Here is a 26,962-nt window from a genome sequence, read left to right as displayed (position 1 = left end):
GAAGCCCAAAGCAAAAGGCCTCGTTGCTTTCGCAACGAGGCCTTTTATTCTTCGGTGTTTGTCATTACCAACACCAGGAATTCTGGTGGGTAGTACTGGGATCGAACCAGTGACCCCTGCCGTGTGAAGGCAGTGCTCTACCGCTGAGCTAACCACCCGAAGAAATTGAGATTATGCAGGGCGTTTCCGATCTTGTAAAGCCATTTTTTAAGCATTTTGCGCATCAGCCGCATTAGCTTCGGCGGGGGCCGGCTCGGTGCGCCAAACCGACGTCCCTTTGATCGCCTTGTCGAGACCATCGAGCACGGCGTTGTGTTCTGCGACTTCTTCGTCGCTTGCCATGATCACCGGCAGATCGATCGACTCGAGTTGCATGCGCGGCGCGGCGGCTGCCCCGGGCGCGGCGTGTTCGCCCAGCATGTCGATGACGAGGCTTTCCTGGCCGCGCGTCATCGCCAGGTAGACCTCGGCGAGCAGCTCCGAGTCGAGCAGCGCGCCGTGCAGCGTGCGGTGCGCATTGCTGATGCCGAAACGATCGCACAGGGCGTCGAGCGAGTTGCGCTTGCCGGGGAAGATCTGCTTGGCCTGCACGAGCGTGTCGATCACGTCGCCGCAGTGTTCCTTGAACCCGGGCTTGTCGAGCAGCGCGAGTTCGGCGTCGAGAAAGCCGATGTCGAACGGCGCGTTGTGGATGATGATATCCGCGTCGCGAATGAAGTCGAGGATCTCGTCCGCGACTTCGGCGAACTTCGGCTTGTCGGAGAGGAACTCGGTCGTGAGGCCGTGCACGGCGAGTGCGCCCGGGTCGCTGTCACGCCCCGGGTTCACATAGAAGTGCAGGTTGTTGCCCGTGAGCCGGCGATTCACCAGCTCGACGCAGCCGATTTCGATGATGCGGTCGCCCGTGCGGGCGTTCAGGCCGGTGGTTTCAGTATCGAGAATGATCTGGCGCATGTCTTGTAAAGCGTGAAAGCGTGGAGCAGCCGCGCGAAGCGGTCTCAGAGTTCGGCGAGCGTGGCGACGCCGCGGTTCGCGAGCGCGTCGGCGCGCTCGTTCTCCGGGTGGCCGGCGTGACCCTTCACCCAGCGCCACTCGATCTCGTGCTGGGCGACGAGCGAGTCCAGACGCTTCCAGAGGTCGTCGTTCTTGACCGGCGTTTTGGCGGCCGTCATCCAGTTCTTTTTCTTCCAGCCGTGAATCCACTCGCTGATGCCTTTTTGCACGTACTGCGAGTCGGTGTGCACGATCACCTTGCACGGGCGCTTGAGCGCGTCGAGTGCGGCGATCACCGCCGTCAACTCCATGCGGTTGTTGGTCGTGCCGGCCTCGCCGCCGAACAGTTCCTTTTCCTGCGCGCCAAAGCGCAGCAGCGCGCCCCAGCCGCCCGGGCCTGGGTTGCCCTTGCAGGCGCCGTCCGTGAAGATTTCGACGAAGTCGGGTGTGCTCATGAGTCCTTGTTGCGTGTTGGGGAAGGGGTGGTGGCGGCAGGCTTCAGGCTCGCGGCCAGCACCGGCTTCTTGACCTTCAGTGGCCCGACGAGGCGCATGCCGCGCACGCGCTTGATCGCCGTCACCATATAGATAGCGCCGAAAATCGGCCACCAGCGGTCGCCGGCGGCTTCCATGAAGCCGTAGCGGCCAAGCCACTGGTCCGTCGCGAGCGGCGGACGATAACAGCCGAAGCGCCCGCGTTCAAGCTCGAAGCCAAGCAGCTTGATCCAGTCTTTCAGGCGCGTGAAGGCGATCAGGTCCTGGCGCGCGGGCAGGAACGGATGGCCGGTCAGCTTGCCGACCGACTGGCGCGCGCCCCACAGCGAAAGCGAGTTGAAACCGACGATCAGCAATTGCCCTTCAGGCATCAGCACACGTTCGGCTTCGCGCAGCAGGCGGTGTGGGTCGCTCGTGAATTCGAGCGTGTGCGGCATCACGATCAGGTCGACGCTCTGTGCCTCGAACGGCAGATCGAGATAGTCGCACCATACGGTGCTGCGGCCCGTGGGCGCGTGAAGCAACGAACTGCCGTCCGCAGCGGGGGTGCGGTCTTGCGTTGCGCCGCCCGCGCCGGGCAACGTTTGCCCGCCGTTCGGGTGCGCATGGGCCGACGCGCCGGGTACGGAGTAGGGGGCGCTTGCAGCACTGGCGGCGTCGAGCACGAGGCCGCGGCACGACATGCGGTTCTCGCGCAGGGCGTCGAGCTGCGGCAGGCCGAGCTGCAGCGCATGGTAGCCGAACACGTTCGATACCACGCGGTCGAGCTGCTCCTGCTCCCAGCCGAGCACATACCTGCCAGCGGGCGAGGCGGTCCAGGCAGGCCAGTCTATAATCAATCGGTCAGACATGTCGAAGAATACGTCGCCCCATGAAGAGTCCGCTTGAGTACGCGCGTTCGAGCGATACGTGCGCCTACGAGTACGTACCGGTTCCGGCTTTTGAAGACAATTACATCTGGGTCGTTTCGGACGGCCAGAATGCCGTTGCCGTCGATCCGGGCGACGCCGCTCCGGTTCGCGCGTACCTCGCGAAGCGCGGCTGGCGGCTTGTCGCTATTTTACTCACCCATCACCACAACGACCATGTCGGCGGTGTGGCGGACCTGCTCGCCGACACCCGCGTGCCCGTCTACGGCCCGGCCGGCGAGGCGCTCGGCCCGCTCGATGCGTTCGTCACGCGCGTGAAGGGTGGCGACGCCGTCCATCTGGGTGCGCCCGCGCTCGACTTGACGGTGATTGACGTGCCGGGCCATACGCGTGGCCACATTGCCTATTTCCAGGCAGCGGATGCCGCCGGCACGCCGCACGTCTTCTGCGGCGACACGCTCTTTGCCTGCGGCTGCGGCCGCCTCTTCGAGGGTACGCCCGCGCAGATGCTCGACTCGCTCGACGCGCTCGCGGCGCTGCCCGGCAATACCCATGTGCATTGCGCACACGAATACACGTTGTCGAACATTCGCTTCGCGCTCGCCTGCGATCCCGGGAACGCCGATCTGCGCGACTGGAGCCGCGAGGCGGCGGCGCTGCGCGAGCGCGGCGTGCCGACGCTGCCCACGACGATCGCGCACGAGCGCGCCGTCAATCCTTTTCTGCGCGCGGGTGATGCGGCGGTGCAAGCCGCGCTTACCGAGGCGCTGCACGAATCGGTGCCGGACCGGCTTGCGGCTTTCGCAATGATGCGTGAATGGAAGAATCGGTTCCGCTGACCCGACCAGGTCAGGGGGCATGCTCAACCCAATCGTATGGAATCACGCCCAAGCTGCGGATTTCATGGCTTTTTTTCCATTAATTCCGATTGACGGAAACGGACACGTTCCGTACTATCGGCTGCAAATTCCAGCCATGCGGATGTAGATTTTCATGCGATTCATTATCAGTGCGCTGCTGGTCCTCATGCTTGCCGCCTGTGCGAGCGGGGGACCGTCTGCGAGTTCTCAAGCACCAGCCAACGCCCAGGCCAACGCCGACCTCATTCGTAAGACCTCCGCCGCGAAGGAAACCATTAACGTCGATCAAGGCTCCGTCGATCAGCTCACGAGCCCCGACGCCGACCTCTGGGCGCGCATTCGCCGCGGCTTCCAGATGCCCGACCTGCAGAGCGACCTCGTCGACATGAACGCCAACTGGTACGCCCAGCGGCCGGACTACGTCGCGCGCATGACCGAGCGTTCGCAGAAGTACCTGTATCACATCGTCGAAGAGCTCGAGGCGCGTCATATGCCTACCGAGCTCGCGCTGCTCCCGTTCATCGAGTCCGCGTATAACCCACAGGCACTGTCGGTCGCGAAGGCCGCCGGCATGTGGCAGTTCGTGCCGGGCACGGGCCGCACCTATAACCTCAAGCAGAACATGTGGCAGGACGAGCGCCGTGACGTGCTGGCGTCGACCAGTGCCGCGCTCGACTATCTCTCGCGCCTGCACGACATGTTCGGCGACTGGTATCTCGCGCTGGCCGCCTACAACTGGGGCGAGGGCAACGTGCAGCGCGCCATCGCGCGCAACGAGGCGGCGGGCCTGCCGACCGACTACCAAAGCCTGCGCATGCCCAGCGAAACGCGTAACTACGTGCCGAAGCTGCAGGCGGTCAAGAACATCGTGATGAACCCGCAGCAGTACGGCCTCACGCTGCCGTCCATTCCGAACCACCCGTATTTCGTGACGGTCACGACCTCGCACGATATCGACGTGGACGTCGCCGCCAAGCTCGCGAACATGACGACCGACGAGTTCCGCTCGCTCAACCCGTCGTTCAAGAAACCCGTGATTCTCGGCGCGACCGACCCGCAGATCCTGCTGCCGTTCGACAACGCGAGCGCGTTCGAGCGCAACCTGAAGGCCTATTCCGGCCAGCTTTCGTCGTGGACCGTCTACACGACCGACTCGCGCGCCACGCCGGCGGCGATCGCGCAGAAGATCGGCGTGGACGCCGACACGCTGATGTCGGTCAACAAGATTCCGGCGGGCATGCGCCTGAAGGCGGGGTCGACGCTCGTGGTGCCGCGCACCGACGACGGCGACGACGAAGACATCAGCGCAGACGTGGCGGAAAGCGCCGTGCTGGCCATGGAGCCAGACGTGCCCGACACACGCAAGATGCTGATCCGCGTGCGCCGCAAGCAGTCGATGGACGCGGTGGCGGGCCGCTATGGCGTGTCGCTCGGCCAGTTGAAGGCATGGAACAAGACCCGCCGCGACTACGTCGCGCCGGGCCAGGTGCTGGTTTTGCACGTGCCGGTCAACAAGGCAATGCCGAGCGAACCGGGGCCGGAGCGTCTGGCAACGAACGTTTCTGGCGGTGGCGTGCAGCGAATTGGCACCCGCGTTGCAGACACCGGGTCGAAGTCGCGATACGATAAGAAGCACGGTCGCGCGCGCACCGAGGTCGTCAAGGTTTCCGAACCGGTCAAGGCCAGGACGGTCAGCGCTGCGCCCAGCAAGGCGTCGAAGGGTGCGGCGAGCCGCCCGAAGGCCGAAACCCACGCGCAGAAGCACCAGACAAAATAGCGGCAGGCGAAGGGTGCTCAAACATGCGTTGCGGGGGCAGCGCATGGTATTTCGCTCCGATCACTTTTCCGTTTTTGTTGTCTTTGACGCCGTCACCCCGCCAGGTGGCGGCGTTTTCGTTGGTGGGTGCAAAAAAAGCGGGCGCAATTCCGGGCGGCGCCGAGCCGCCGACGCTTGCCGCCGTGCCCCCGCCCGCTATAGTGGAAAGGGCTGCGCACCGGGCTGCGAGCACGCTTCCCGTCGCCAGCGTCATCCTGAAATTTGAAGGAAAGATGACTTTCGCGCTATAATTCAAAGGTTTGAGCTTATCAACCCGCACCCTAGCGCCTACCTCCTCCCATCCGTTCATCCGCCGCCCGCGTTTCATCGTCAACTGGCCGGCTGCCGCCCGATCCTGCGTCACAAACGCGCGCTCGTGGCCCGGCGCCACAACGGTCGACCACACGAAGAAGTCGCGCAAGCGAGCGCGCCGCGCGCGCATCCTGATCCTCACAGAAAAGGATGCCGACGCCGCAGCCGCTCCCAGGTCGCAAGATCGCAACGTCGGATAACAGGTCGGCACAGGGTGCTCCCCCAAGGAGTCTCCCGTGTTGCCGTCATTCTCTCCCGCTCTGCTCGCGCTCGCCGACGGCACGGTCTTTCGTGGTTACTCGATCGGCGCGCCGGGTCATACGATCGGTGAAGTCGTGTTCAACACGGCCATCACCGGTTATCAGGAAATCCTGACCGACCCGAGCTACGCTCGCCAGATCGTCACCCTGACGTATCCGCATATCGGCAACGTCGGCGTCAACGCCGAAGACGTCGAAGCCACGAAAGTCCATGCCGCCGGTCTGATCATCCGCGACCTGCCCGTGCTCGCCTCGAACTTCCGCATGGAGCGCACGCTCGGCCAGTATCTGAAGGACGAAGGCGTGGTCGCCATCGCCGGCATCGATACGCGCAAGCTCACGCGTATCCTGCGCGACAAGGGCGCGCAGAACGGCGCGATCCTCGCAGGCTCCGACGACGCAGCGTTGGCCATCGAACTCGCGCGCTCGTTCCCGGGCCTCGCGGGCATGGACCTCGCCAAGGTCGTGTCGACCGGAAAGCCGTACCAGTGGAACACCACGGAATGGCGTCTGGGCGAAGGCTACGGCACGCAATCGGCACCGAAGTACAAAGTCGTGGCGTTCGACTACGGCGTGAAGCAGAACATCCTGCGCATGCTGGCCGAGCGCGGCTGCGACGTCACGGTGCTGCCGGCTCAGGCTACGGCTGAAGACGCATTCGCATTGAACCCGGACGGCGTGTTCCTCTCGAACGGCCCCGGCGACCCGGAACCCTGCGACTACGCAATCAAGGCAACGCAAGCCTTCATCGAGCGCGGCATCCCGACCTTCGGCATTTGCCTCGGCCACCAGATCATGGGTCTGGCCGTGGGCGCCAAGACCATGAAGATGAAGACGGGCCACCACGGCGCGAACCATCCGGTAAAGGATCTCGGCGACGGCCGCGTCGTCATCACGTCGCAGAACCACGGCTTCGCGGTGGACGCCGCCACGTTGCCCGCGAACACGCGCGTCACGCACGTTTCGCTGTTCGACGGCACGCTGCAAGGGTTCGAGCTGACCGACAAGCCCGCGTTCTGCTTCCAGGGGCACCCGGAAGCATCGCCGGGTCCGCAGGACATCGGCTATCTGTTCGACCGCTTCACGGCGCTGATGGACAAGGCGAAGGCGGCGTAAGCGCCGCATCAAGCGAAAGAGCGGAGCAGGGTGCGCAGCGAGCCGGTTTGAAGAACGGCCCACGCGCGCACCCGGGCGGCAAGCAGTCAGCCGCCAGGCGTAAAAGACACAGGAATATTTAGCGAGAGCGTTATGCCCAAGCGGACAGACATCAAGAGCATTCTCATCATCGGCGCGGGTCCGATCATCATCGGCCAGGCGTGCGAGTTCGACTATTCGGGCGCGCAGGCATGCAAGGCGCTGCGTGAAGAAGGCTACAAGGTCATCCTCGTCAACAGCAATCCGGCGACGATCATGACCGACCCGAACACGGCCGACGTCACCTACATCGAGCCGATCACGTGGGAAGTGGTGGAGCGCATCATCGAAAAGGAGCGCCCCGACGCGATCCTGCCGACGATGGGCGGCCAGACCGCGCTGAACTGCGCGCTCGACCTGCACCACCACGGCGTGCTGACGAAGTACAACGTCGAGCTGATCGGCGCTTCGCCGGAAGCCATCGACAAGGCCGAAGACCGCCAGAAGTTCAAGGACGCGATGACCAGGATCGGTCTCGGTTCGGCAAAGTCGGGCGTCGCGCACTCGATGGAAGAGGCGCTCAAGGTGCAAGGCGAAATCGCCGAGGCCACCGGCTCGGGCGGCTACCCGGTCGTGATCCGTCCGTCGTTCACGCTCGGCGGTTCGGGCGGCGGCATTGCCTACAACCGTGAAGAGTTCGAAGAGATCTGCAAGCGCGGTCTCGACCTGTCGCCCACGCGCGAACTGCTAATCGAAGAATCGCTGCTCGGCTGGAAGGAATACGAGATGGAAGTGGTCCGCGACAAGGCGGATAACTGCATCATCGTCTGCTCGATCGAAAACCTCGACCCGATGGGCATCCACACCGGCGACTCGATCACGGTCGCGCCGGCGCAAACGCTCACCGACAAGGAATACCAGATCCTGCGCGACGCCTCGCTCGCTGTGCTGCGCGAAATCGGCGTGGATACGGGCGGTTCGAACGTCCAGTTCTCGATCGACCCGCGCACGGGCCGCATGATCGTGATCGAAATGAACCCGCGCGTCTCGCGTTCGTCGGCGCTCGCGTCGAAGGCCACGGGCTTCCCGATTGCCAAGGTCGCGGCGAAGCTGGCCGTCGGCTACACGCTCGACGAACTGAAGAACGAAATCACCGGCGGCCAGACGCCGGCGTCGTTCGAGCCGACCATCGATTACGTCGTCACGAAGATTCCGCGTTTCGCGTTCGAGAAGTTCCGCGAAGCTGATCCGCGCCTCACCACGCAGATGAAGTCGGTGGGCGAAGTCATGGCGATTGGCCGTACGTTCCAGGAGTCGTTCCAGAAGGCGCTGCGCGGTCTGGAAGTCGGCGTGGACGGTCTGGACGAAAAGACCACGAGCCGCGACGAGATCATCCGCGAGATCGGCGAAGCCGGTCCGGACCGCATCTGGTACGTGGGCGACGCGTTCCGCGTGGGCATGACGCGCGAAGAGATCTTCGAAGAAACCGCGATTGACCCGTGGTTCCTCGCGCAGATCGAAGAGATCGTCAAGAAGGAAGAGGCCGCGCGCGGCCGCACGCTCGAAAGCCTCTCGAAGGACGAACTGCGCTATCTGAAGCAGAGCGGTTTCTCGGATCGCCGTCTGGCGAAGCTGCTCGGCGCGAACGCGGCCGACGTGCGCCGCCGCCGTATCGAGCTGAACGTGCGCCCGGTCTACAAGCGCGTGGACACGTGCGCGGCCGAGTTCGCGACGAAGACCGCCTACATGTACTCGACCTATGAGGACGAGTGCGAGGCAAACCCGACCACGAACAAGAAGATCATGGTGCTGGGCGGCGGCCCGAACCGGATCGGCCAGGGCATCGAGTTCGACTACTGCTGCGTGCATGCCGCGCTCGCGATGCGCGAAGACGGCTACGAAACGATCATGGTCAACTGCAACCCGGAAACGGTTTCGACCGACTACGACACGTCCGACCGCCTGTACTTCGAGCCGCTCACGCTCGAAGACGTGCTCGAAGTCGTGGATCTGGAAAAGCCGGTTGGCGTGATCGTGCAGTACGGCGGCCAGACGCCGCTGAAGCTCGCGCTCGACCTCGAGGCGAACGGTGTGCCTATCGTCGGTACGTCGCCGGACATGATCGACGCCGCAGAAGACCGCGAGCGCTTCCAGAAGCTGCTGCAGGAGCTGAACCTGCGCCAGCCGCCGAACCGCACCGCACGCGCCGAAGACGAAGCGCTCAAGCTCGCCGACGAAATCGGCTACCCGCTCGTCGTGCGTCCGTCGTACGTGCTGGGCGGCCGCGCCATGGAAATCGTCCACGAGCCGCGCGACCTCGAGCGCTACATGCGCGAGGCCGTGAAGGTGTCGAACGATTCGCCGGTGCTGCTCGACCGCTTCCTGAACGACGCAATCGAATGCGACGTGGACTGCATCTCCGATGGCGAAGCCGTGTTCATCGGCGGCGTGATGGAGCACATCGAGCAAGCGGGCGTGCACTCGGGCGACTCGGCATGCTCGCTGCCGCCGTACTCGCTTTCGCAGGAAACGGTTGCCGAACTCAAGCGTCAAACGGGCGCGATGGCCAAGGCGCTGAACGTGGTCGGCCTGATGAACGTGCAGTTCGCGATCCAGCAAGTGCCACAGGATGACGGTTCGAAGAAGGACATCATCTACGTGCTGGAAGTGAACCCGCGCGCTTCGCGTACCGTGCCGTACGTGTCGAAGGCGACCAGCCTGCCGCTCGCGAAGATCGCGGCGCGCGCGATGGTCGGCCAGAAGCTGGCGGACCAGGGCGTGACGAAGGAAGTCGTGCCGCCGTACTTCAGCGTGAAGGAAGCGGTCTTCCCGTTCGTGAAGTTCCCGACTGTCGACCCCGTGCTCGGACCGGAAATGCGTTCCACGGGCGAAGTGATGGGCGTGGGCAAGACGTTCGGCGAAGCGCTCTTCAAGTCGCAGCTCGCAGCGGGCTCGCGCCTGCCGGAGTCGGGCACCGTCTTCATCACGGTGATGGACGCTGACAAGCCCAAGGCCGTGGAAGTCGCGCGCATGCTCCACGAGCTCGGCTACCCGATCGTCGCCACGCGCGGCACGGCTGCCGCGATCGAGGCGGCCGGCGTGCCGGTGAAGATCGTGAACAAGGTGAAGGACGGCCGTCCGCACATCGTCGACATGATCAAGAACGGCGAGATTTCGCTCGTCTTCACAACCGTCGACGAAACGCGCGCGGCGATCGCCGATTCGCGTTCGATCCGCATGAGCGCGCAGGCCAACAAGGTCACGTACTACACGACGATGTCGGGCGCACGCGCGGCCGTCGAGGGTCTGCGCTACCTGAAGAACCTGGAAGTCTATGATTTACAAGGCCTCCATGCTCGCCTAAACTAAGGCTTCAATTGTCTGTCTAACGCTCGACGAGGCAGGCTAAAAAAGCTGAATGTGCCGCGGTTAAGCGGCGTCCCAACAGGGTTTTCAGGCTGCGCCAGACCGCGCGGCCGCCCTCGCGGGATGCACTTAACCGCGGAATTTTTTTTATGGCCGCAACGTGCGCGACAAGCGTGTGTGGCGCGGTCTTCTTTAGGCCCTTGTGGGCCGTACGAGTTGTTTATGAGCACGATTCCCTTGACCAAGCGCGGTGCAGACCAACTCCGCGGAGAGTTGCAACGCCTGAAATCCGTCGAGCGTCCGGCGGTCATCAATTCGATCGCGGAAGCGCGTGCGCAGGGCGATCTGTCGGAAAACGCGGAATACGACGCCGCAAAGGAAAAGCAGGGCTTCATCGAAGGCCGCATCGCCGAGATCGAGTCGAAGCTGGCGGCCGCGCAGATCATCGACCCGGCCACGCTCGAAGCGGATGGCCGCGTGGTGTTCGGCTCGACCGTGGATCTCGAAGACCTCGATTCGGGGAAGACGGTGACCTACCAGATCGTCGGCGACGACGAAGCCGACCTCGAGCACGGCCTGATCTCGGTGAGCTCGCCCATCGCACGCGCGCTGATCGGCAAGTCCGAAGGCGATGTCGCCCAAGTGCAGGCCCCCAGCGGCGTGCGCGAGTACGAGGTCATCGAGGTTCGCTACGTCTGAGGGCGCATCGAGGTGAGTACTGCAAGCCACGTGGGTTCCGCCACTCCCGTTTCGCTCGTTCCGCACCGGCTTTTCGGGCTGCTGGCCATGCTGTGGGTCGGCAGCCAGCTGACCATCGGCTATGCGGTCGCGCCCGTCTTGTTCGCATCGCTCGAAAGGGTGGTGGCCGGCGAACTCGCCGCGCAGCTCTTTCGCCTCGAAGGCATGATCGGCGTGGTGTGCGGCGTGCTGATGCTCGGGCTCTCGAGCGTACTCGCGCGCCGCGGCGCGTTGGGCTATCGGCGGCTGCGCTGGATTCTGGCCGCCATGCTGCTGTGTGTGCTGATCGGCTATTTCGCGCTGCAGCCGTTCATGAATGCGCTGCGCGTTCAAGCAATGAGCGCGGGCATGGATGTGGCCAGTTCGCCGTATGCGAGCCGCTTCGGCTTGCTGCACGGCGTGTCGAGCCTGTTCTATCTCGTGCAGAGCCTGCTGGGCGCGTGGCTCGTCTGGCTGCTGCCTTCGGCGCGCGGCACGCTGCCGCAGCGCGTGGAAGCCGCTCCGCGCTGATAGCGACCTGAAGCCGAGTCAGGTGAAAAAAAAGCGCGGCTCGATGGCCGCGCTTTTTTACTTCGAACCCTGGTGGGCCCGCTTGGAGCTGGTTTGGCGCTTCTTGGCACGCTTGATGTTGCCGCCTTGCGTGACACGCTCGTTGCCCTTGACCGTCACCTTTTGGGCCTTCGGCTTGCGCATGGGGTTGTCGCTGGCCTTGACGACCTTGACGGTGCGCGGAGCGGCGCCACGCTTGCCCGCTTCACGCGCGCTCGGTACGTCGGCGGACGGGCGCGACACGGTGCCGCGGGCGCCGGCGCGCGCGGTGGTGCCCTTCGCCTTGGCTTCCTCGGGCTTGTAGATGACGAGCAGCTTGCCGATGTGCTGGATCGGGGCGGCATTCAGGCGGTCGCAGATCTCTTCGTAGATCGCGAGGCGCTCTTCGCGCTCGTCGCCGAACACGCGCACCTTGATGAGCTGGTGCGCGGAAAGGTGAACCTTGATTTCCTTGAGCACGGCGTCGGTCAGTCCCTCGGCGCCGATGAGCACCACCGGTTTGAGCGCGTGAGCCTGGGAGCGCAGCTCGGAGCGCTGTTCGGCGGAAAGAGTGAGGGCGGGCATGGGATGTGGCAGACTCGACTAAAATGACGGCGCCGCGCGGGTCGACAGGCATGAATTGACAACCTGGGCAGACGTGAATGCGGTCCGCGAATAGCGGGCCGCCAGCGGGCAAAGCGCGTCGGAACAACGGAAAACCGTGGGGAGCGGCAGGGCGCGGGCAAAAAACGCCGGCGGAGAAACGAACATCCGGCCAAGCGGGCCGCGACGGCCGCACGAATAAAACGCGTATTATCCGCTAAAAGCGCGGAATCACGCAGCAAGAGTTCATCTTTAATGGCAAAAAATCGCTTCAACCAGTCGTGGCTGCACGACCATATCAACGACCCGTACGTGAAAATGGCGCAGCGGGAGGGCTATCGCGCTCGCGCCGCCTACAAGCTCAAGGAAATCGACGAGCAGGACAAGTTGATCCACTCCGGCATGCTGATCGTGGACCTCGGCGCCGCGCCCGGCAGCTGGAGCCAGTACGCTCGCAACAAACTCGCGCAGAGCACGAAGCGCGACGACCAGCGGCAGGGTGGAATCGACGGCACGATCATCGCGCTCGATCTCCTGCCCATGGAACCCATCTCCGACGTGCAGTTCCTGCAGGGCGACTTCCGCGAGGACGCCGTGCTCGCGCAACTGGAAGAATTGATGGGTGGGCGCCCGGTCGATCTTGTAATTTCGGACATGGCGCCCAATCTCTCGGGGGTCGCGTCGGCCGACGCGGCGCGCATCGAGCACGTGTGCGATCTGGCGCTCGAGTTTTCGCAGAATCATCTGAAACCCGATGGAGCCCTTTTAGTCAAATGCTTCCACGGCAGCGGTTACAGTCAGATCGTCGAGAAGTTCAAGCAGCAATTCAAGGTCGTGGCGGCGCGCAAGCCGAAGGCTTCGCGCGATAAATCGTCCGAAACGTTTATATTGGGTAAACATCTGAAGCGTCCCCGTTAAACGGGGCATGATTGCCGTGCAAAAGGCGCAATCTGGTCGCAAAATGGCCCCGAGAGGCGGTCAGGACAAGGCGCTCGGGCTATTCCTGCGGTAGCGAAACGTTATGGCAGGGGTCCGTGTACTGGATTAGAATGCTTTGGTGGTGTCGCAAGGCAAATGTAGGCGCCCATCTATGAGTGAAGGAGTGGTGCTTTGAACAACAACATGTTTTCGAAGGCAGCAGTGTGGCTGGTAATCGCACTGGTGCTGTTTACGGTGTTCAAGCAGTTCGACAAGCCCCGTGTCCAGGAAGGCGTTTCCTATTCGCAGTTCATGGACGACGCGAAGAACGGCAAGGTCAAGACTGTCGTGGTGCAGGGGCGGAACCTCACGGTCACTCCGGCTGATGGCCAGAAATACCAGATCGTCTCCCCGGGTGACATCTGGATGGTCGGCGACCTGATGAAATATGGCGTACAGGTGAGCGGCAAGGCTGATGAAGAGCCGAATGCGCTGGTTTCCGCGCTGTATTACCTCGGGCCAACCATCCTCATCATCGTGTTCTGGTTCTACATGATGAGACAGATGCAGGGGGGCGGCAAAGGCGGGGCGTTCTCCTTTGGTAAATCGCGCGCCCGCTTGATCGACGAGAACAACAACGCGGTCAACTTCTCCGACGTCGCGGGCTGCGACGAAGCCAAGGAAGAAGTGTCGGAACTCGTCGACTTCCTGCGCGATCCGCAAAAATTCCAGAAGCTGGGTGGACGCATTCCGCGCGGCGTGCTGCTCGTTGGCCCTCCGGGTACGGGTAAGACGCTGCTTGCGCGCGCCATTGCCGGCGAAGCGAAGGTGCCGTTCTTCAGCATCTCGGGTTCGGACTTCGTCGAAATGTTCGTCGGCGTGGGCGCGGCCCGCGTGCGCGACATGTTCGAGCAGGCCAAGAAGCATGCGCCGTGTATCGTGTTCATCGACGAAATCGACGCGGTCGGTCGCCATCGTGGCGCCGGCATGGGCGGCGGCAACGACGAGCGCGAGCAGACGCTGAACCAGATGCTGGTCGAGATGGACGGCTTCGAGGCGAACTCGGGCGTTATCGTGATCGCGGCAACCAACCGTTCGGACGTGCTCGACAAGGCGCTGCTGCGTCCGGGCCGTTTCGACCGCCAGGTGTATGTGGGCCTGCCGGACATTCGCGGCCGCGAGCAGATCATGAAGGTCCACCTGCGCAAGGTGCCGATCGCCAACGACGTGGATGCAGCGGTCATCGCGCGCGGCACGCCGGGCTTCTCGGGTGCTGACCTGGCGAACCTCGTGAACGAAGCGGCGCTGTTTGCGGCGCGCCGCGGCAAGCGTATCGTCGAGATGCAGGACTTCGAAGACGCAAAGGACAAGATCTTCATGGGTCCGGAGCGCAAGTCGGCTGTCATCCGCGAAGAAGCGAAGCGCGCCACGGCGTACCACGAGTCGGGTCACGCGGTTGTCGCGAAGCTGCTGCCGAAGGCGGACCCGGTGCACAAGGTCACGATCATCCCGCGCGGTCGCGCGCTCGGCGTGACGTGGCAGTTGCCCGAGCACGACAACGAAACGTACTCGAAGGACTATCTGCTGGATCGTCTGGCCATTCTGTTCGGCGGCCGTGTGGCGGAAGAGCTGTTCATGAACCTGATCAGCACGGGCGCCTCGGACGACTTCAACAAGGCGACGCAAACGGCCCGCGCCATGGTGACACGCTTTGGCATGACCGACGCGCTCGGACCGATGGTCTACGCCGACGACGACAACGAAGCCTCCCCGTTCGGCAAGGGCTTCACGCGCGCGATTTCGGAAGCGACGCAGCAGAAGGTCGACGCGGAAATCCGCCGCGTGCTCGACGAGCAGTACAACCTCGCGAAGCGCCTGCTCGACGAGAACCGCGACAAGGTCGAAGCCATGACCGCGGCACTCATGGAGTGGGAAACGATCGACGCCGACCAGATCAACGACATCATGGCCGGCCGTCCGCCGCGCTCGCCGAAGAGCACGCCGTCGCCGGGCGATGCGTCGTCGGGTGGCAGCACCGGCACCGAGGTCAAGCCCGGTAGCGCCACCGCACCGGCGTGATCCTGATCGAGTAAAGTTGCGGGCCGGTGTGATGTTCACATCGGCCCGTTTTGCATTTCTGGCGTGCCGCTGTGCCGCCGCATCTCGTTACACATCTGACGTTTCTTGACGTGCCCAACATCTCCTCGCAAGGTAGTCTCCCACCTGAACCGCTCGCCTGCGGCCGCTTCACGCTGACTTTCGAGCGTCCGCTCGTCATGGGCATCCTCAACGCAACGCCCGACTCGTTTTCCGACGGCGGTCGCTATATCGCTTTCGGCGACGCCCTGCGCCGCGCCGAACAGATGATGCTCGACGGCGTCGATATCATCGACATTGGCGGTGAGTCGACGCGGCCGGGCGCGCCGCCCGTGCCGCTCGACGAGGAACTCGAACGCGTGATTCCGCTCGTGGAAAAGCTCAAGGGCGCGAACCTGCCGCTGTCGATCGACACGTACAAGCCCGAAGTCATGCGCGCGGCGCTCGCGGCAGGCGCCGACATGATCAACGACATCTGGGGTTTCCGGATGCCCGGCGCGATTGAGGCCGTGCGCGGCAGCGACTGCGGGCTGTGCGTGATGCACATGCTCGGCGAGCCTCAGACGATGCAGCTGGGCGAGCCCGACTACGTGGACGTCGTGCGCGAGGTGCGCGAGTTTCTCGCCCGGCGTTGTGCCGAACTCGAAGCGGCGGGCGTGGCGAAGGCGCGCATCAGCGTGGACCCGGGCTTCGGCTTTGGCAAGTCGGTGGTCGAGCACAATTACGCGCTGCTCGCGCACCTGCCCGAGACGGCGCCCGAGGTTGCGGCAGGCGTCGCGCCGTATCCGATCCTTGCCGGCATGTCGCGCAAGTCGATGCTCGGCGCGCTCGTGAACCGGCCCGCGCCCGAACGCGTCGCGGCGAGCGTGGGGGCCGCCGTGTGCGCGGCACAGCGCGGCGCGGCGATCATTCGCGTGCACGACGTTGCGCCCACCGTGGACGCGCTCAAGATCTGGGCGGCGATGCGCGACGCGATGTCCGTCGGTACGTTGGACACACAAGGCTGAGCCATTGCCTGGAAGAACGCTGACGGCCACGAAGTGCGCCGGAGCGGATCCGGGCGGCCACAATACAGGACAAAGCAGCACCAAACCGAGGGGTAGAAAGATGGGACGTCGTTATTTCGGAACTGATGGAGTGCGTGGCAAGGTCGGCGAGGCGCCGATCACGCCCGATTTCGTGCTTCGGCTAGGCTACGCCGCGGGCAAGGTGCTCGCGGGCTCGGCGGCGGCATCCGGGCCGCGCCCGTCCGTGCTGATCGGCAAGGACACGCGTATTTCAGGCTATATGCTCGAAGCCTCCCTGGAAGCGGGGCTTTCGGCTGCGGGCATCGACGTGATGCTGGCCGGTCCGATGACGACGCCCGGCATCGCCTATCTCACGCGCGCGCTGCGGCTCGCCGCGGGCGTCGTGATCAGCGCGTCGCACAATCCGTACTACGACAACGGCATCAAGTTCTTCTCCGCCGACGGCAACAAGCTCCCCGATGAGGTGGAGACGCAAATCGAAGAGCAGCTCGAGCAGCCGCTTGCCTGCGCGCCGTCCGAGCAGCTTGGCCGCGCACGCCGCCTGCACGACGCGGGCGGGCGCTACATCGAGTTCTGCAAGAGCACGTTCCCGCAGGCGTTCAATCTGCGCGGCCTGAAGCTCGTGATCGACTGCGCCAACGGTGCGGGGTATGACATCGCGCCGCACGTGTTCCACGAGCTGGGCGCGGACGTGATTCCGATCGGTGTGTCGCCGAACGGTTTCAACATCAACGATGGCGTGGGCGCGACCGCGCCTGACGCGCTCGTGCGCGCCGTGCGCGCGAATCACGCGGATCTCGGTATCGCGCTCGACGGCGACGCCGACCGCCTCCAGGTGGTCGATGCACATGGCCGCCTCTATAACGGCGACGAGTTGCTCTACGTGCTCGTAAAGGACCGCATCGCGACCGACGGCAAGGTCGAAGGCGCGGTGGGCACGCTCATGACCAATCTCGCGGTGGAGCAGGCGCTCGAAGGCCTCGGGGTACAGCTGGTGCGCGCAAACGTGGGCGATCGCTACGTGCTGGAGCAACTGCGCGAGCGCGGCTGGCAGCTCGGCGCCGAAGGCTCGGGCCACATTCTTTCGCTCGACCGTCACACGACCGGCGACGGCATCGTCTCGGCGCTGCTCGTGCTCGCGGCGATGAAGCGCAGCGGCAAGACGATCGCGCAACTGCTCGACGGCGTGAAACTGTTTCCGCAGAAGCTCATCAACGTGCGCATCGCGCACGGCGCCGACTGGAAGGGCAACGCCGCGATCCAGCAGTCGATCGCTTCCGCCGAGGCGGAATTGAAGGGCCGGGGCCGTGTGCTGATCCGCGCTTCGGGCACGGAGCCGGTGCTGCGCGTGATGGTCGAGGCGCGCGAGGAGCGCGACACCGTGCACTACGCCGAGGCGATCGCCAGCGTGGTCAAGCGTTCGATCGCGTGATCGCCGGCTATTAAGTTACGCGACTGAGTCACGCCAGCGCCGAACCGATGAGCACGACGTTGCAATCCGCCGGCGTGCTCATCTTTTTGGGTGCATCCTTTTTTTGCGATTTTTTCGGCGTCACGGCGAAAGCAGGCAAACGTTTAAAACAATCGCATAACGGTTTGCAAACCACTTTCGAGGGATTCCTCGAATTTTTTCATCGGACCCCTGGGCGGTCTCCGAACGCCCACCTGGCGGCCTTTTCAGCCGCTGCAGCCCTTGCGGGCCATGCCGCAACCGCGCCTGGCAAACCGCCCGATACGCATATCCACGCGCCTTTCAGCCAGTAATCGAACTGTCACGTTCGCTTCATGAATCGTCACGGTACTGTCACAGAGACCCCCTAAGCTTCGCGGTGTCGTTCATCCGCTCACACACTGGAGGTCTCATGAAATTGATGCAAACCGCGCTCGCTGGCGTTGCTGGCGCGCTCTTCGCGATTGCAGCGCAGGCTGCTGACATCACCGGCGCGGGTAGCACCTTCGCAGCACCGATCTACACGAAATGGGCGGATGCCTATCAAAAGTCGGGCGGCGGCAAGGTGAATTACCAGGGCATTGGCTCGTCGGGCGGCATCAAGCAGATTCAGGCCAAGACCGTCGATTTCGCGGGCTCGGACGCTCCGCTGAAGGATGACCAGCTGGCCAAGGACGGCCTGTTCCAGTTCCCGACGGTGGTCGGTGGCGTCGTGCCGGCGATCAACGTGCCGGGCGTGAAGCCGGGCGAGATTACCCTGTCGGGCCCGGTGCTCGGCGACATCTACCTCGGCAAGATCAAGAAGTGGAACGATCCGGCCATCGCCGCGCTGAACCCGAAGGTCAAGCTGCCTGATCTCGACATCGCCGTGGTCCGTCGCGCCGACGGCTCGGGCACCAGCTTCATCTGGACGAACTACCTCTCGAAGGTCAACCCCGAGTGGAAGAGCAAGGTCGGCGAAGGCACGACCGTGAGCTGGCCGACAGGCACGGGCGGCAAGGGCAACGACGGCGTCGCAGCCTTCGTGCAGCGTCTGCCGGGCGCGATCGGCTACGTCGAGTGGGCATACGCCAAGCAAAACCACATGGTCTACACTGCCATGAAGAACGAGTCGGGCGCTGTTGTTCAGCCGGACACCGAAACGTTCAAGGCAGCGGCCGCTGGCGCGGACTGGAAGAAGTCGTTCTACCAGATCCTCACGAACGAGCCGGGCAAGGACGCATGGCCGGTTGTCGGCGCGACCTTCGTGCTGCTGCACACGGCACAGGACAAGCCGGACCAGGGCAAGGAAACGCTCAAGTTCTTCGACTGGGCATTCAAGAATGGCACGCCGGCTGCTGATAGCCTCGACTACATCTCGCTGCCGCAGTCGGTCGTGAGCGAAATCAAGTCGCAGTGGAAGGAGAAGGTCAAGGACGCGAGCGGCAAAGCAATCGCTGAGTAAGCAAGGCGTCAGGCAAGCGTAAAAAAGGCCGCCGCGTGACGCGCGCGGCCTGTTCGCTTGTGGCTTGCCTGAATCCGCGCTGTCCATGATGTGCCGCCCGCCTTCCGGCTGTCAGTATTAACGGCCGGAAGGCGGGCGATCTGCAGTCCCATGGCTGCATCAACGTCGTGAGCCCCGCGCTCGCGGCAACTGGAACCCAGGTCACCATGTCCGACGTCCCGCTCGTGTCGAACCCGCCCGGCAACGCCGCGCAGCAAAAAGCGCCCAGCCCGGCAGGGGACATCATTTTTGGCGGCCTCGCGCGCTTCGCCGCCATCGTCACGCTGTTGCTGCTCGGCGGCATCATCGTGTCGCTGTTCATCGCCTCGTTGCCGACGATCCAGAAATTCGGTTTCGCATTCCTCTGGACTGCCGACTGGGATCCACCCAGTGAGCAGTTCGGCGCGCTCGTGCCCATCTACGGCACGATCGCCACCTCGATCATCGCGCTCGTCATCGCCGTGCCTGTGAGCTTCGGCATCGCGCTCTTCCTCACCGAGCTTTCTCCCGCGTGGCTGCGCCGTCCGCTCGGCATCGCCATCGAACTGCTCGCCGCGATCCCGTCGATCGTCTACGGTATGTGGGGTCTGCTCGTGTTCGCGCCGATCTTCGCGCAATGGTTCGAAAAGCCGCTCGGCTCGCTGCTGGGCGGCATGCCGATCGTCGGCGCACTATTCCAGGGCGCGCCTATCGGCATCGGCATTCTGTGCGCTGGCGTGATTCTCGCGATCATGATCATTCCGTACATCGCCTCGGTCATGCGCGACGTGTTCGAAGTCACGCCCGTGCTGCTCAAGGAGTCGGCCTACGGCATTGGCTGCACGACCTGGGAAGTGATGTGGAAGATCGTGCTGCCGTTCACCAAGACCGGCGTGATCGGCGGCGTGATGCTGGGTCTCGGCCGCGCGCTCGGCGAGACGATGGCCGTCACGTTCGTGATCGGCAATACGAACCTGCTCGACAACGTGTCGCTCTTTTCGCCGGGCAACAGCATCACCTCGGCGCTCGCCAACGAGTTCGCGGAAGCGAGCCCGGGCCTGCACACCGCCGCGCTGATGGAACTCGGCCTGATCCTCTTCGTGATCACGTTCATCGTGCTGTCGATCTCGAAGCTCATGCTGCTGCGCCTTGAAAAATCGGAGGGTGCGCGATGAGCGAACCGATGATGAAAATTCCAGGTGCGATTTACGGCACCGAACTGGATCGCATGCGCGACAGGCTGCAGCGCCGCCGCCGCGTGACCAACGCGATCGCGCTCACGCTCTCGCTCGCTGCCATGGCGTTCGGGCTTCTTTGGCTCGTGTGGATTCTCTACACGACGATTTCGCTCGGCATCGGCGGTCTTTCGATGGATCTGTTTACGCAGTCGACGCCGCCGCCGAACACCGATGGCGGCGGTCTTGCCAACGCCATCGTCGGCAGTCTGCTGCTCGTTGTGATCGCAACGTTCGTCGGCACGCCGATCGGCATTCTCGCGGGCATCTATCTCGCGGAATACGGCCAGAAGGGCTGGCTCGCCAGCGTCACGCGCTTCATCAACGACATTCTGCTGTCGGCGCCTTCGATCGTCGTGGGCCTGTTCGTCTACGCGCTCGTCGTGGCGAAGATGGGGCACTTCAGCGGCTGGGCCGGCGCGATTGCGCTCGCACTGCTGCAGGTTCCGATCGTGATCCGCACGACCGAGAACATGCTCAAGCTCGTGCCGAACGCGCTGCGCGAAGCGGCCTTCGCACTCGGCACGCCGAAGTGGAAGATGGTGCTCTCCATTACGCTCAAGGCGTCGATCGCGGGCATCGTGACGGGCGTGCTGCTCGCAATCGCCCGTATTGCTGGCGAAACCGCGCCGCTGCTCTTCACCGCGCTGTCGAACCAGTTCTTCAGCGCCGACATGAATCAACCGATCGCGAACCTGCCGGTGACGATCTTCAAGTTTGCGATGAGCCCGTTTGCGCAGTGGCAGTCGCTTGCGTGGGCCGGCGTTTTCCTGATCACGCTGGGCGTGCTGGGTCTGAATATCCTCGCGCGCACGGTATTTTCGAAGAAATAAGGGCGGAGTTCCCGATGAACATGGCTGAGAGTCACCTCAACACCGCTGCGCACGGCAATGCGCCCTCCGCTGGGTTTGAACCTGCGGATCCCGCCCAGAACGCACGCCTGCCGGCGCTGGGCAAGCCGAAGATCGAAGTGAAGGACCTGAACTTCTTCTACAACAAGTATCACGCGCTGAAGAACATCAACCTGCAGATTCCCGAAGGCAAGGTGACGGCGTTCATCGGCCCGTCGGGCTGCGGCAAGTCCACGCTGCTGCGCACGTTCAACAAGATGTACGCGCTCTATCCGGAGCAGCGTGCCGAGGGCGAGATCCTCATGGACGGCGAAAACCTGCTCACCACGAAGCGCGACATCTCGCTCTTGCGTGCGCGTATCGGCATGGTGTTCCAGAAGCCGACTCCGTTCCCGATGTCGATTTACGACAACATCGCGTTCGGCGTGAAGATGTTCGAGAAGCTCTCGCGCCCGGAAATGGATGACCGCGTGGAATGGGCGCTCACCAAGGCTGCGCTCTGGAACGAAGTGAAGGACAAGCTCGGCCAGAGCGGCTACGGCCTCTCGGGCGGCCAGCAGCAGCGCCTGTGTATCGCGCGCGGCATTGCGATCCGCCCCGAAGTGCTGCTGCTCGACGAGCCGTGCTCGGCGCTCGACCCGATTTCCACGGGCCGCATCGAAGAGCTGATCGCGGAACTCAAGAGCGACTACACGGTGGTGATCGTCACCCATAACATGCAGCAGGCCGCGCGTTGCTCGGACTACACTGCGTATATGTACCTTGGTGAGCTGATCGAATTCGGCGACACCGAAAAGATCTTCATCAAGCCGGTCCGCAAGGAAACGGAAGACTACATCACCGGCCGCTTCGGCTAAACGAAGCAGGGAGCAAATCATGTCCGACAAACACTTGTCCAGCCAGTTCGACGCCGATTTGAACCTCATTTCGTCGAAGGTGCTCGAAATGGGCGGCCTCGTCGAATCGCAGATCATCACGGCAATGCAGGCATTGAACGAGTTCGACGGCGCCGCCGCCGAGCGCGTGATTACCGCCGAAGACCGCCTCAACTCGATGGAAGTCGAGATCGACGAGGAGTGCAGCAACATCATCGCGCGCCGCCAGCCGGCCGCGCGCGACCTGCGCCTCGTGCTCGCCATTTCGAAGACCATCACGAACCTCGAGCGCGCGGGCGACGAAGCCGAGAAGATCGCCAAGCGCACCAAGCGCCTGATGGAAGACGGCGCTTCGCGCACCGTCAACATCGCCGAGATCAAGGTCTCGGGCGAAATGGCCGTGTCGATCCTGCGCCGCGCGCTCGACGCGTTCGCGCGTCTCGACACGGTGGCCGCCGCGCAGATCGTGCGCGACGACAAGGCGATCGACGAGGAATTCCGCGCGTTCGTGCGCAAGCTCGTGAGCTACATGATGGAAGATCCGCGCACGATCTCGGTGGGCCTCGACTATCTGTTCATCGCCAAGGCGATCGAGCGGATCGGCGACCACGCGAAGAACATCGCGGAATTCATCATCTACATCGTGAAGGGGACCGACGTGCGCCACAAGTCGCGCGACGCCCTCGAACGCGAAGCGCTTAGCTAATCCCGATTCAACAGGTAACAAGGTCAAGAGGTGCCGATGCCTAGCAGCATTCTCGTCATCGAAGACGAGCCCGCCATTTCCGAGCTGATTTCGGTGAACCTGCAGCACGCAGGCCACTGCCCGATCCGCGCCTACAACGCGGAGCAGGCGCAGAACCTGATCAGCGACGTGCTGCCCGATCTCATCCTGCTCGACTGGATGTTGCCGGGCAAGTCGGGTGTGAACTTCGCGCGCGATCTGCGCAACAACGAACGCACGAAGCATATTCCGATCATCATGCTGACCGCGCGCGGCGACGAGCAGGACAAGGTGCTCGGCCTCGAAATCGGCGCTGACGACTACGTGACGAAGCCGTTCTCGCCCAAGGAGCTGATGGCGCGCATCAAGGCGGTGCTGCGCCGCCGCGCGCCGCAGCTCACGGAAGACGTGGTGGCGATCAACGGTCTGAAGCTCGATCCGGCCACGCACCGCGTGGCCGCCGCCGCCGAAGGCTCGGAAATCAAGCTCGATCTCGGCCCGACCGAGTTCCGCCTGCTGCACTTCTTCATGACGCATCCCGAGCGCGTGCACAGCCGCACGCAGCTGCTCGACCAGGTGTGGGGCGACCACGTGTTCGTGGAAGAGCGCACGGTGGACGTGCATATCAAGCGCCTGCGTGCCGCTCTCAAGCCGGCAGGGTGCGATGCTATGATCGAAACGGTGCGCGGCAGCGGCTACCGTCTCGCCAAGAGCGCCTAAGCTGGATCAATGGCCGCGCCGCAGGGTGAGTCACCGGGCGGCGCGGCCGCTTCACTGCCGCCGGCAATCGAGCGGTGGTAACAAGATGTCGCGTGCCCGCATCCGACCGTATTTATCTTCGATCGCAGGAACATGAACATCATCTGGGCGCGCTCCCTCGTATCGATCGTGTTGCTCGCGCTCATTTGCGCGGGTGTTGGCGCGATTTTCGGCGTCAAGATCGCGCTGGGCATCGCCGTGCTGGCGTTGCTCGCGCACATGCTCTTCAGCACGTTTCACAAGCAGCGTCTCTGGCGCCTGCTCGACGCGCCGGTCTACGGCGAAGTGCCGAGCGCTCCCGGCATCTGGGGCGAAATCTACTACCGTCTGCATAAGCTCGCGAAGCGCTGGCACGCGCAGGTGCGCCAGGTGGAGCAGCAGCACTCGCGCTTCATTCAGGCGATCCAGGCTTCGCCCAACGGCGTCGCCATGCTCGACGACCACGACCAGATCGAGTGGTGCAACGCGATCTCGGAAGTGCATTTCGGCCTCGACGCCAAGCGCGACCTGCGCCAGCACATCACTCATCTCGTGCGTCAGCCCGACTTCGTGCGCTACCTCAATTCGCACGATTACAAGGACATGCTGATCATGCGCGGCATGGGCGCGAAGCGTCAGAACGTGATCTCGGTGCAGGTGTTTCCGTATGGCGAGAACCGCAAGCTGATCCTTTCGCAGGACATCACGGAACTCGAGCGCACCGACGCCATGCGGCGCGACTTCGTGGCCAACGTCTCGCACGAGCTGAAAACGCCGATCACGGTGCTCTCGGGCTTCCTCGAGACGATGCGCGAGCTGCCGCTTGGCGAAGCCGAGCGCAACCGCTACCTGGAGCTGATGGAGCAACAGGCGTCGCGCATGCGCCACATCGTCACCGACCTGCTCGTGCTCGCCAAGCTCGAAGGCGAGGGACGTCAGCCCGGCGACCATATGGTCGATATGCGCGCGGTGCTCGGGCACGTGCGCGAGGACGCCGAAAGCCTCTCGGGCGGGCGTCACCGCATCACGGTCGATTTCGACGATGGATTGAGCGTCACCGGTTCCGAAACCGAGATCATGAGCGCGCTCGGCAATCTGGCGACCAACGCGGTGCGCTACACGCCGGACGGCGGCACAGTGCATCTGTCCTGGCGCGTGGAACACGGCAGCGCGGCATTTTCGGTCACCGACAGCGGCCTTGGCATTCCGGCCGCCGATATTCCGCGCCTGACCGAGCGCTTCTATCGCGTGGATCGCAGCCGCTCGCGCGACACGGGCGGCACGGGGCTGGGTCTCGCGATCGTCAAGCACGTGCTGCAGCGTCACGACGCGGCGCTCGAAGTGAAGAGCGAGGAAGGGCGGGGCAGCACGTTCACGGTGCGCTTCCCGACCGCGCGCACGACGAGAAGGCAGCCGGCGCCGGTGTAACGACCCGCAGCCGCAATCGAAAAAGCCGCTTCATTTCGAAGCGGCTTTTTTTGCGTCCAAGCGTTATCGATCCGTCAAGGCATCACGGACAGAACTTTGCCAGCAAGCTCAACTGCGCATTACGCACGGCCTTGCCCGCCCGGCGGCGGCGATAGTGGCCGTCGCTTTGCATGAGCCACGCCGCTTGATTGTCGCCGAGGAAGGTGGAAAGCCCTTCGGCGATCACACGGCGCTTGAGCCTGCGGTCGTGAATCGGGAACGCCACTTCGACGCGGCGGAACAGGTTGCGATCCATCCAGTCCGCGCTCGACAAGTAGACGTCTTCCTTGCCGCCCGCATAGAAGTAGTAGATGCGGTGGTGCTCGAGGAAGCGCCCGACGATCGAGCGCACCGTGATGTTCTCGGAGAGCCCAGGCACGCCCGGCTGCAACGAGCACACGCCACGAATGATCAGGTCGATCTTCACGCCGGCCTGCGATGCTTCGTACAACTCGTCGATCACGGTCGGCTCGAGCAGCGCGTTCATCTTCGCGACGATGCGCGCCTTCTTGCCCGCGCGCGCGGCGTCGGCTTCGTTGCGAATCGCCTCGATCATCTTCGGATGCAGCGTGAACGGCGACTGCCACAGATCATGCAACTGCAGCTCGCCGCCGATGCCCGTGAGCTGCTGGAAGACGTAGTGCACGTCCTCGCACATCTTCGGCTCCGAGGTCATGAGGCCGAAGTCGCTATAAAGGCGCGCCGTGCGCGGATGGTAGTTGCCCGTGCCCAGGTGGACGTAGCGGCGCAGCACCATGCGCCCGTTCACGGGCACCCGGCGCACGATCAGCATCATCTTCGCGTGGCACTTGTGGCCCACCACGCCGTACACCACGTGGGCGCCCACGGCTTCGAGCTGCGCGGCCCAGTTGATGTTGGTTTCTTCGTCGAAGCGCGCGAGCAGCTCCACCACCACCGTTACTTCCTTGCCGTTGCGCGCGGCCTGCATGAGCGCGTCCATGAGCGGCGAGTCGGTGCCGGTGCGGTAGATCGTCTGCTTGATCGCGACCACGTTCGGATCGTTCGCGGCCTGCAGCAGCAGTTCGAGCACGGGCTGGAAGCTCTCGTACGGATGATGCAGGAGCACGTCGCCCTGATCGATCACATCGAACATGTTGCTGTTCGCGGCGATGCGCCGCGGAATGGCGGGCACGTGCGGCACGAACTTGAGGTCGGGGCGATCGACCATCTCGGGCAGCTGCATGAGCCGCACGAGATTCACGGGGCCATCGACGAAATAGCAGTCCTTTTCGTCGAGGCCGCTTTCGTCGAGCAGGCGCTTCACGAGATGCGGGGGCGTTTCCGCCGACACTTCGAGCCGCACCGCATTGCCCAGGTGCCGCGCGGGCAGTTCGCCCTGCAGCGCCACGCGCAGGTTGGTGATTTCGTCTTCGTCGACGAAGAGTTCACTGTTGCGCGTGATGCGGAACTGGTTGCAACTGCGCACGACGAGGCTCGGGAACAGCTCGCCCACGAAGCGCTGCAAGAGCGAGCCGAGCAGCACGAAGCCGTGCTGGAAGCCGGAAAGCTCCTGCGGCATGCGCACGAGGCGCGGCAGCGCGCGCGGCGCCTGCACGATGCCCATGACGGCTTGACGCCCAAAGGCGTCCTTGCCTTCGAGTTCGACCACGAAGTTCAGGCTCTTGTTGAGCACGCGCGGGAACGGGTGCGCGGGATCGAGCCCGATGGGCGTGAGAACGGGCAGCAGTTCGTCGAGGAAGTACTTGCGCGCCCATGCGGTTTGCGCTTCGTTCCAGGCGTCGGTGCCGTGGAAGTAAATGCCTTCCTGTTCGAGCGCGGGCAGCACGGTGTCGTGCAGCATGCGGTACTGGCGATGCACGAGGCGCTGCGCGCGCTCGACCACGAGGTCGTACACGTGCTGCAGCGACATGCCGTCGGGCGAGAGCGCGCCCGGGTTGTCGCGCATCTGCTCCTGAAGCCCGGCCATGCGGACTTCGAAGAATTCGTCGAGGTTGCTGCTGGTGATACAGATGAAGCGCAAGCGCTCCAGCAAAGGAACAGCGGGATCGGACGCCTGCGCGAGCACGCGCTCGTTGAATCCCAGAATGCCCAGTTCGCGATTGAGTAGGGGATAGCGGATGGACATCGGCAATGAAAACGGAATGTCAGGAATTGATTCGAAC

At 63.8% G+C, this 26,962-nt stretch carries 23 protein-coding genes and 1 tRNA gene; 18 read left to right on the top strand and 6 right to left on the bottom strand.

Going from position 1 to position 26,962, the window contains the following annotated elements:
- Positions 1-83: 83 nt before the first annotated feature.
- The 4 genes from M3I54_RS06550 to M3I54_RS06535 all read right to left on the bottom strand — a co-directional run bounded on the left by M3I54_RS06550 (position 84) and on the right by M3I54_RS06535 (position 2,338).
- A tRNA-Val gene (locus M3I54_RS06550) sits at positions 84-158 on the bottom strand.
- A 49-nt stretch (positions 159-207) separates the two neighbouring features.
- Positions 208-954 carry a DNA polymerase III subunit epsilon gene (gene dnaQ, locus M3I54_RS06545; RefSeq protein WP_254334023.1) on the bottom strand — a complete coding sequence of 249 codons (747 nt, stop codon included), beginning with the start codon at positions 952-954 and terminating at the stop codon, positions 208-210.
- Positions 955-998: 44 nt separating this feature from the next.
- A complete protein-coding gene (rnhA, locus tag M3I54_RS06540; protein ID WP_254334021.1) occupies positions 999-1,448 on the bottom strand; it encodes a ribonuclease HI in 450 nt (149 codons plus the stop codon).
- Entirely contained in the window at positions 1,445-2,338 is an 894-nt protein-coding gene (locus tag M3I54_RS06535) for a class I SAM-dependent methyltransferase (RefSeq protein ID WP_254334019.1), read from the bottom strand. Before M3I54_RS06535 ends, rnhA begins: the two co-directional genes overlap by 4 nt.
- Before the next feature lie 20 nt (positions 2,339-2,358).
- On the opposite strand from M3I54_RS06535, the gene gloB reads away from it, so the two are divergent.
- The 6 genes from gloB (at position 2,359) to M3I54_RS06505 (ending at position 11,352) form a co-directional block, all read left to right on the top strand.
- Positions 2,359-3,195 (top strand): hydroxyacylglutathione hydrolase, encoded by an 837-nt coding sequence (gene gloB / locus M3I54_RS06530; protein ID WP_254334017.1) that lies wholly within the window; start codon positions 2,359-2,361, stop codon positions 3,193-3,195.
- 154 nt (positions 3,196-3,349) lie between these two features.
- Positions 3,350-4,993 (top strand): transglycosylase SLT domain-containing protein, encoded by a 1,644-nt coding sequence (locus M3I54_RS06525; protein ID WP_254334014.1) that lies wholly within the window; start codon positions 3,350-3,352, stop codon positions 4,991-4,993.
- A 587-nt stretch (positions 4,994-5,580) separates the two neighbouring features.
- On the top strand, positions 5,581-6,720 hold the full coding sequence (carA, locus tag M3I54_RS06520; RefSeq protein WP_254334012.1) for a glutamine-hydrolyzing carbamoyl-phosphate synthase small subunit: 1,140 nt from the start codon (positions 5,581-5,583) through the stop codon (positions 6,718-6,720).
- A 132-nt stretch (positions 6,721-6,852) separates the two neighbouring features.
- A complete protein-coding gene (gene carB, locus M3I54_RS06515; protein WP_254334009.1) occupies positions 6,853-10,107 on the top strand; it encodes a carbamoyl-phosphate synthase large subunit in 3,255 nt (1,084 codons plus the stop codon).
- Between the two features lie 219 nt (positions 10,108-10,326).
- Positions 10,327-10,803: a transcription elongation factor GreA gene (gene greA / locus M3I54_RS06510; protein WP_028206648.1), complete on the top strand. Its 477-nt coding sequence runs from the start codon at positions 10,327-10,329 to the stop codon at positions 10,801-10,803.
- A gap of 87 nt (positions 10,804-10,890) precedes the next feature.
- On the top strand, positions 10,891-11,352 hold the full coding sequence (locus M3I54_RS06505; RefSeq protein WP_254334154.1) for a DUF4149 domain-containing protein: 462 nt from the start codon (positions 10,891-10,893) through the stop codon (positions 11,350-11,352).
- A 57-nt stretch (positions 11,353-11,409) separates the two neighbouring features.
- On the opposite strand, the gene M3I54_RS06500 is transcribed toward M3I54_RS06505, so the two are convergent.
- Positions 11,410-11,955 (bottom strand): YhbY family RNA-binding protein, encoded by a 546-nt coding sequence (locus M3I54_RS06500; protein WP_254334007.1) that lies wholly within the window; start codon positions 11,953-11,955, stop codon positions 11,410-11,412.
- Between the two features lie 273 nt (positions 11,956-12,228).
- Here M3I54_RS06500 and M3I54_RS06495 point away from each other — a divergent pair, with 273 nt between their 5' ends.
- From M3I54_RS06495 to phoR, 12 genes are all read left to right on the top strand, one after another.
- On the top strand, positions 12,229-12,891 hold the full coding sequence (locus M3I54_RS06495; RefSeq protein ID WP_254334005.1) for an RlmE family RNA methyltransferase: 663 nt from the start codon (positions 12,229-12,231) through the stop codon (positions 12,889-12,891).
- Positions 12,892-13,083: 192 nt separating this feature from the next.
- Complete coding sequence (ftsH, locus tag M3I54_RS06490; protein WP_254334002.1) at positions 13,084-14,970, top strand: ATP-dependent zinc metalloprotease FtsH; 1,887 nt, start codon at positions 13,084-13,086, stop codon at positions 14,968-14,970.
- A gap of 197 nt (positions 14,971-15,167) precedes the next feature.
- Positions 15,168-15,995 carry a dihydropteroate synthase gene (folP, locus tag M3I54_RS06485; protein WP_302058866.1) on the top strand — a complete coding sequence of 276 codons (828 nt, stop codon included), beginning with the start codon at positions 15,168-15,170 and terminating at the stop codon, positions 15,993-15,995.
- 100 nt (positions 15,996-16,095) lie between these two features.
- Positions 16,096-17,448 carry a phosphoglucosamine mutase gene (gene glmM / locus M3I54_RS06480; RefSeq protein ID WP_254334000.1) on the top strand — a complete coding sequence of 451 codons (1,353 nt, stop codon included), beginning with the start codon at positions 16,096-16,098 and terminating at the stop codon, positions 17,446-17,448.
- Between the two features lie 47 nt (positions 17,449-17,495).
- Entirely contained in the window at positions 17,496-17,780 is a 285-nt protein-coding gene (locus M3I54_RS06475) for a hypothetical protein (RefSeq protein WP_254333998.1), read from the top strand.
- A gap of 98 nt (positions 17,781-17,878) precedes the next feature.
- Positions 17,879-18,910, top strand: coding sequence for a phosphate ABC transporter substrate-binding protein PstS (gene pstS, locus M3I54_RS06470; RefSeq protein ID WP_254333996.1), 1,032 nt, complete (start codon positions 17,879-17,881; stop codon positions 18,908-18,910).
- A gap of 206 nt (positions 18,911-19,116) precedes the next feature.
- A complete protein-coding gene (gene pstC, locus M3I54_RS06465; protein ID WP_254333995.1) occupies positions 19,117-20,103 on the top strand; it encodes a phosphate ABC transporter permease PstC in 987 nt (328 codons plus the stop codon).
- Positions 20,100-20,996 carry a phosphate ABC transporter permease PstA gene (gene pstA / locus M3I54_RS06460; protein ID WP_254333994.1) on the top strand — a complete coding sequence of 299 codons (897 nt, stop codon included), beginning with the start codon at positions 20,100-20,102 and terminating at the stop codon, positions 20,994-20,996. The genes pstC and pstA overlap by 4 nt, the downstream gene beginning before the upstream one ends.
- A 20-nt stretch (positions 20,997-21,016) precedes the next feature.
- Complete coding sequence (gene pstB, locus M3I54_RS06455) at positions 21,017-21,871, top strand: phosphate ABC transporter ATP-binding protein PstB (protein ID WP_375542105.1); 855 nt, start codon at positions 21,017-21,019, stop codon at positions 21,869-21,871.
- A 19-nt stretch (positions 21,872-21,890) separates the two neighbouring features.
- On the top strand, positions 21,891-22,595 hold the full coding sequence (gene phoU / locus M3I54_RS06450; protein WP_254333993.1) for a phosphate signaling complex protein PhoU: 705 nt from the start codon (positions 21,891-21,893) through the stop codon (positions 22,593-22,595).
- A gap of 36 nt (positions 22,596-22,631) precedes the next feature.
- Positions 22,632-23,333: a phosphate regulon transcriptional regulator PhoB gene (gene phoB, locus M3I54_RS06445; RefSeq protein WP_042261377.1), complete on the top strand. Its 702-nt coding sequence runs from the start codon at positions 22,632-22,634 to the stop codon at positions 23,331-23,333.
- Between the two features lie 132 nt (positions 23,334-23,465).
- Positions 23,466-24,779, top strand: coding sequence for a phosphate regulon sensor histidine kinase PhoR (gene phoR / locus M3I54_RS06440; protein WP_254333992.1), 1,314 nt, complete (start codon positions 23,466-23,468; stop codon positions 24,777-24,779).
- Positions 24,780-24,861: 82 nt separating this feature from the next.
- On the opposite strand, the gene ppk1 is transcribed toward phoR, so the two are convergent.
- Positions 24,862-26,925 (bottom strand): polyphosphate kinase 1, encoded by a 2,064-nt coding sequence (ppk1, locus tag M3I54_RS06435; RefSeq protein ID WP_254333991.1) that lies wholly within the window; start codon positions 26,923-26,925, stop codon positions 24,862-24,864.
- Positions 26,926-26,962: the final 37 nt, after the last annotated feature.

The organism is Paraburkholderia sp. CNPSo 3274, from assembly GCF_024206475.1.
Taxonomy (GTDB): Bacteria; Pseudomonadota; Gammaproteobacteria; order Burkholderiales; family Burkholderiaceae; genus Paraburkholderia.
This window is presented reverse-complemented; position numbering and strand designations above follow the sequence as displayed.

Coding starts and splice junctions, on each gene's coding strand:
- M3I54_RS06475 (WP_254333998.1), top strand. CDS start 17,496: ATGAGCACGACGTTGCAATCCGCCGGCGTGCTCATCTTTTTGGGTGCA.
- dnaQ (WP_254334023.1), bottom strand. CDS start 954: ATGCGCCAGATCATTCTCGATACTGAAACCACCGGCCTGAACGCCCGC.
- greA (WP_028206648.1), top strand. CDS start 10,327: ATGAGCACGATTCCCTTGACCAAGCGCGGTGCAGACCAACTCCGCGGA.
- glmM (WP_254334000.1), top strand. CDS start 16,096: ATGGGACGTCGTTATTTCGGAACTGATGGAGTGCGTGGCAAGGTCGGC.
- pstS (WP_254333996.1), top strand. CDS start 17,879: ATGAAATTGATGCAAACCGCGCTCGCTGGCGTTGCTGGCGCGCTCTTC.
- phoU (WP_254333993.1), top strand. CDS start 21,891: ATGTCCGACAAACACTTGTCCAGCCAGTTCGACGCCGATTTGAACCTC.
- pstB (WP_375542105.1), top strand. CDS start 21,017: ATGGCTGAGAGTCACCTCAACACCGCTGCGCACGGCAATGCGCCCTCC.
- phoB (WP_042261377.1), top strand. CDS start 22,632: ATGCCTAGCAGCATTCTCGTCATCGAAGACGAGCCCGCCATTTCCGAG.
- M3I54_RS06525 (WP_254334014.1), top strand. CDS start 3,350: ATGCGATTCATTATCAGTGCGCTGCTGGTCCTCATGCTTGCCGCCTGT.
- rnhA (WP_254334021.1), bottom strand. CDS start 1,448: ATGAGCACACCCGACTTCGTCGAAATCTTCACGGACGGCGCCTGCAAG.
- pstC (WP_254333995.1), top strand. CDS start 19,117: ATGTCCGACGTCCCGCTCGTGTCGAACCCGCCCGGCAACGCCGCGCAG.
- M3I54_RS06535 (WP_254334019.1), bottom strand. CDS start 2,338: ATGTCTGACCGATTGATTATAGACTGGCCTGCCTGGACCGCCTCGCCC.
- folP (WP_302058866.1), top strand. CDS start 15,168: ATGGGCATCCTCAACGCAACGCCCGACTCGTTTTCCGACGGCGGTCGC.
- ppk1 (WP_254333991.1), bottom strand. CDS start 26,925: ATGTCCATCCGCTATCCCCTACTCAATCGCGAACTGGGCATTCTGGGA.
- gloB (WP_254334017.1), top strand. CDS start 2,359: ATGAAGAGTCCGCTTGAGTACGCGCGTTCGAGCGATACGTGCGCCTAC.
- phoR (WP_254333992.1), top strand. CDS start 23,466: ATGAACATCATCTGGGCGCGCTCCCTCGTATCGATCGTGTTGCTCGCG.
- pstA (WP_254333994.1), top strand. CDS start 20,100: ATGAGCGAACCGATGATGAAAATTCCAGGTGCGATTTACGGCACCGAA.
- carB (WP_254334009.1), top strand. CDS start 6,853: ATGCCCAAGCGGACAGACATCAAGAGCATTCTCATCATCGGCGCGGGT.
- M3I54_RS06495 (WP_254334005.1), top strand. CDS start 12,229: ATGGCAAAAAATCGCTTCAACCAGTCGTGGCTGCACGACCATATCAAC.
- M3I54_RS06505 (WP_254334154.1), top strand. CDS start 10,891: ATGCTGTGGGTCGGCAGCCAGCTGACCATCGGCTATGCGGTCGCGCCC.
- M3I54_RS06500 (WP_254334007.1), bottom strand. CDS start 11,955: ATGCCCGCCCTCACTCTTTCCGCCGAACAGCGCTCCGAGCTGCGCTCC.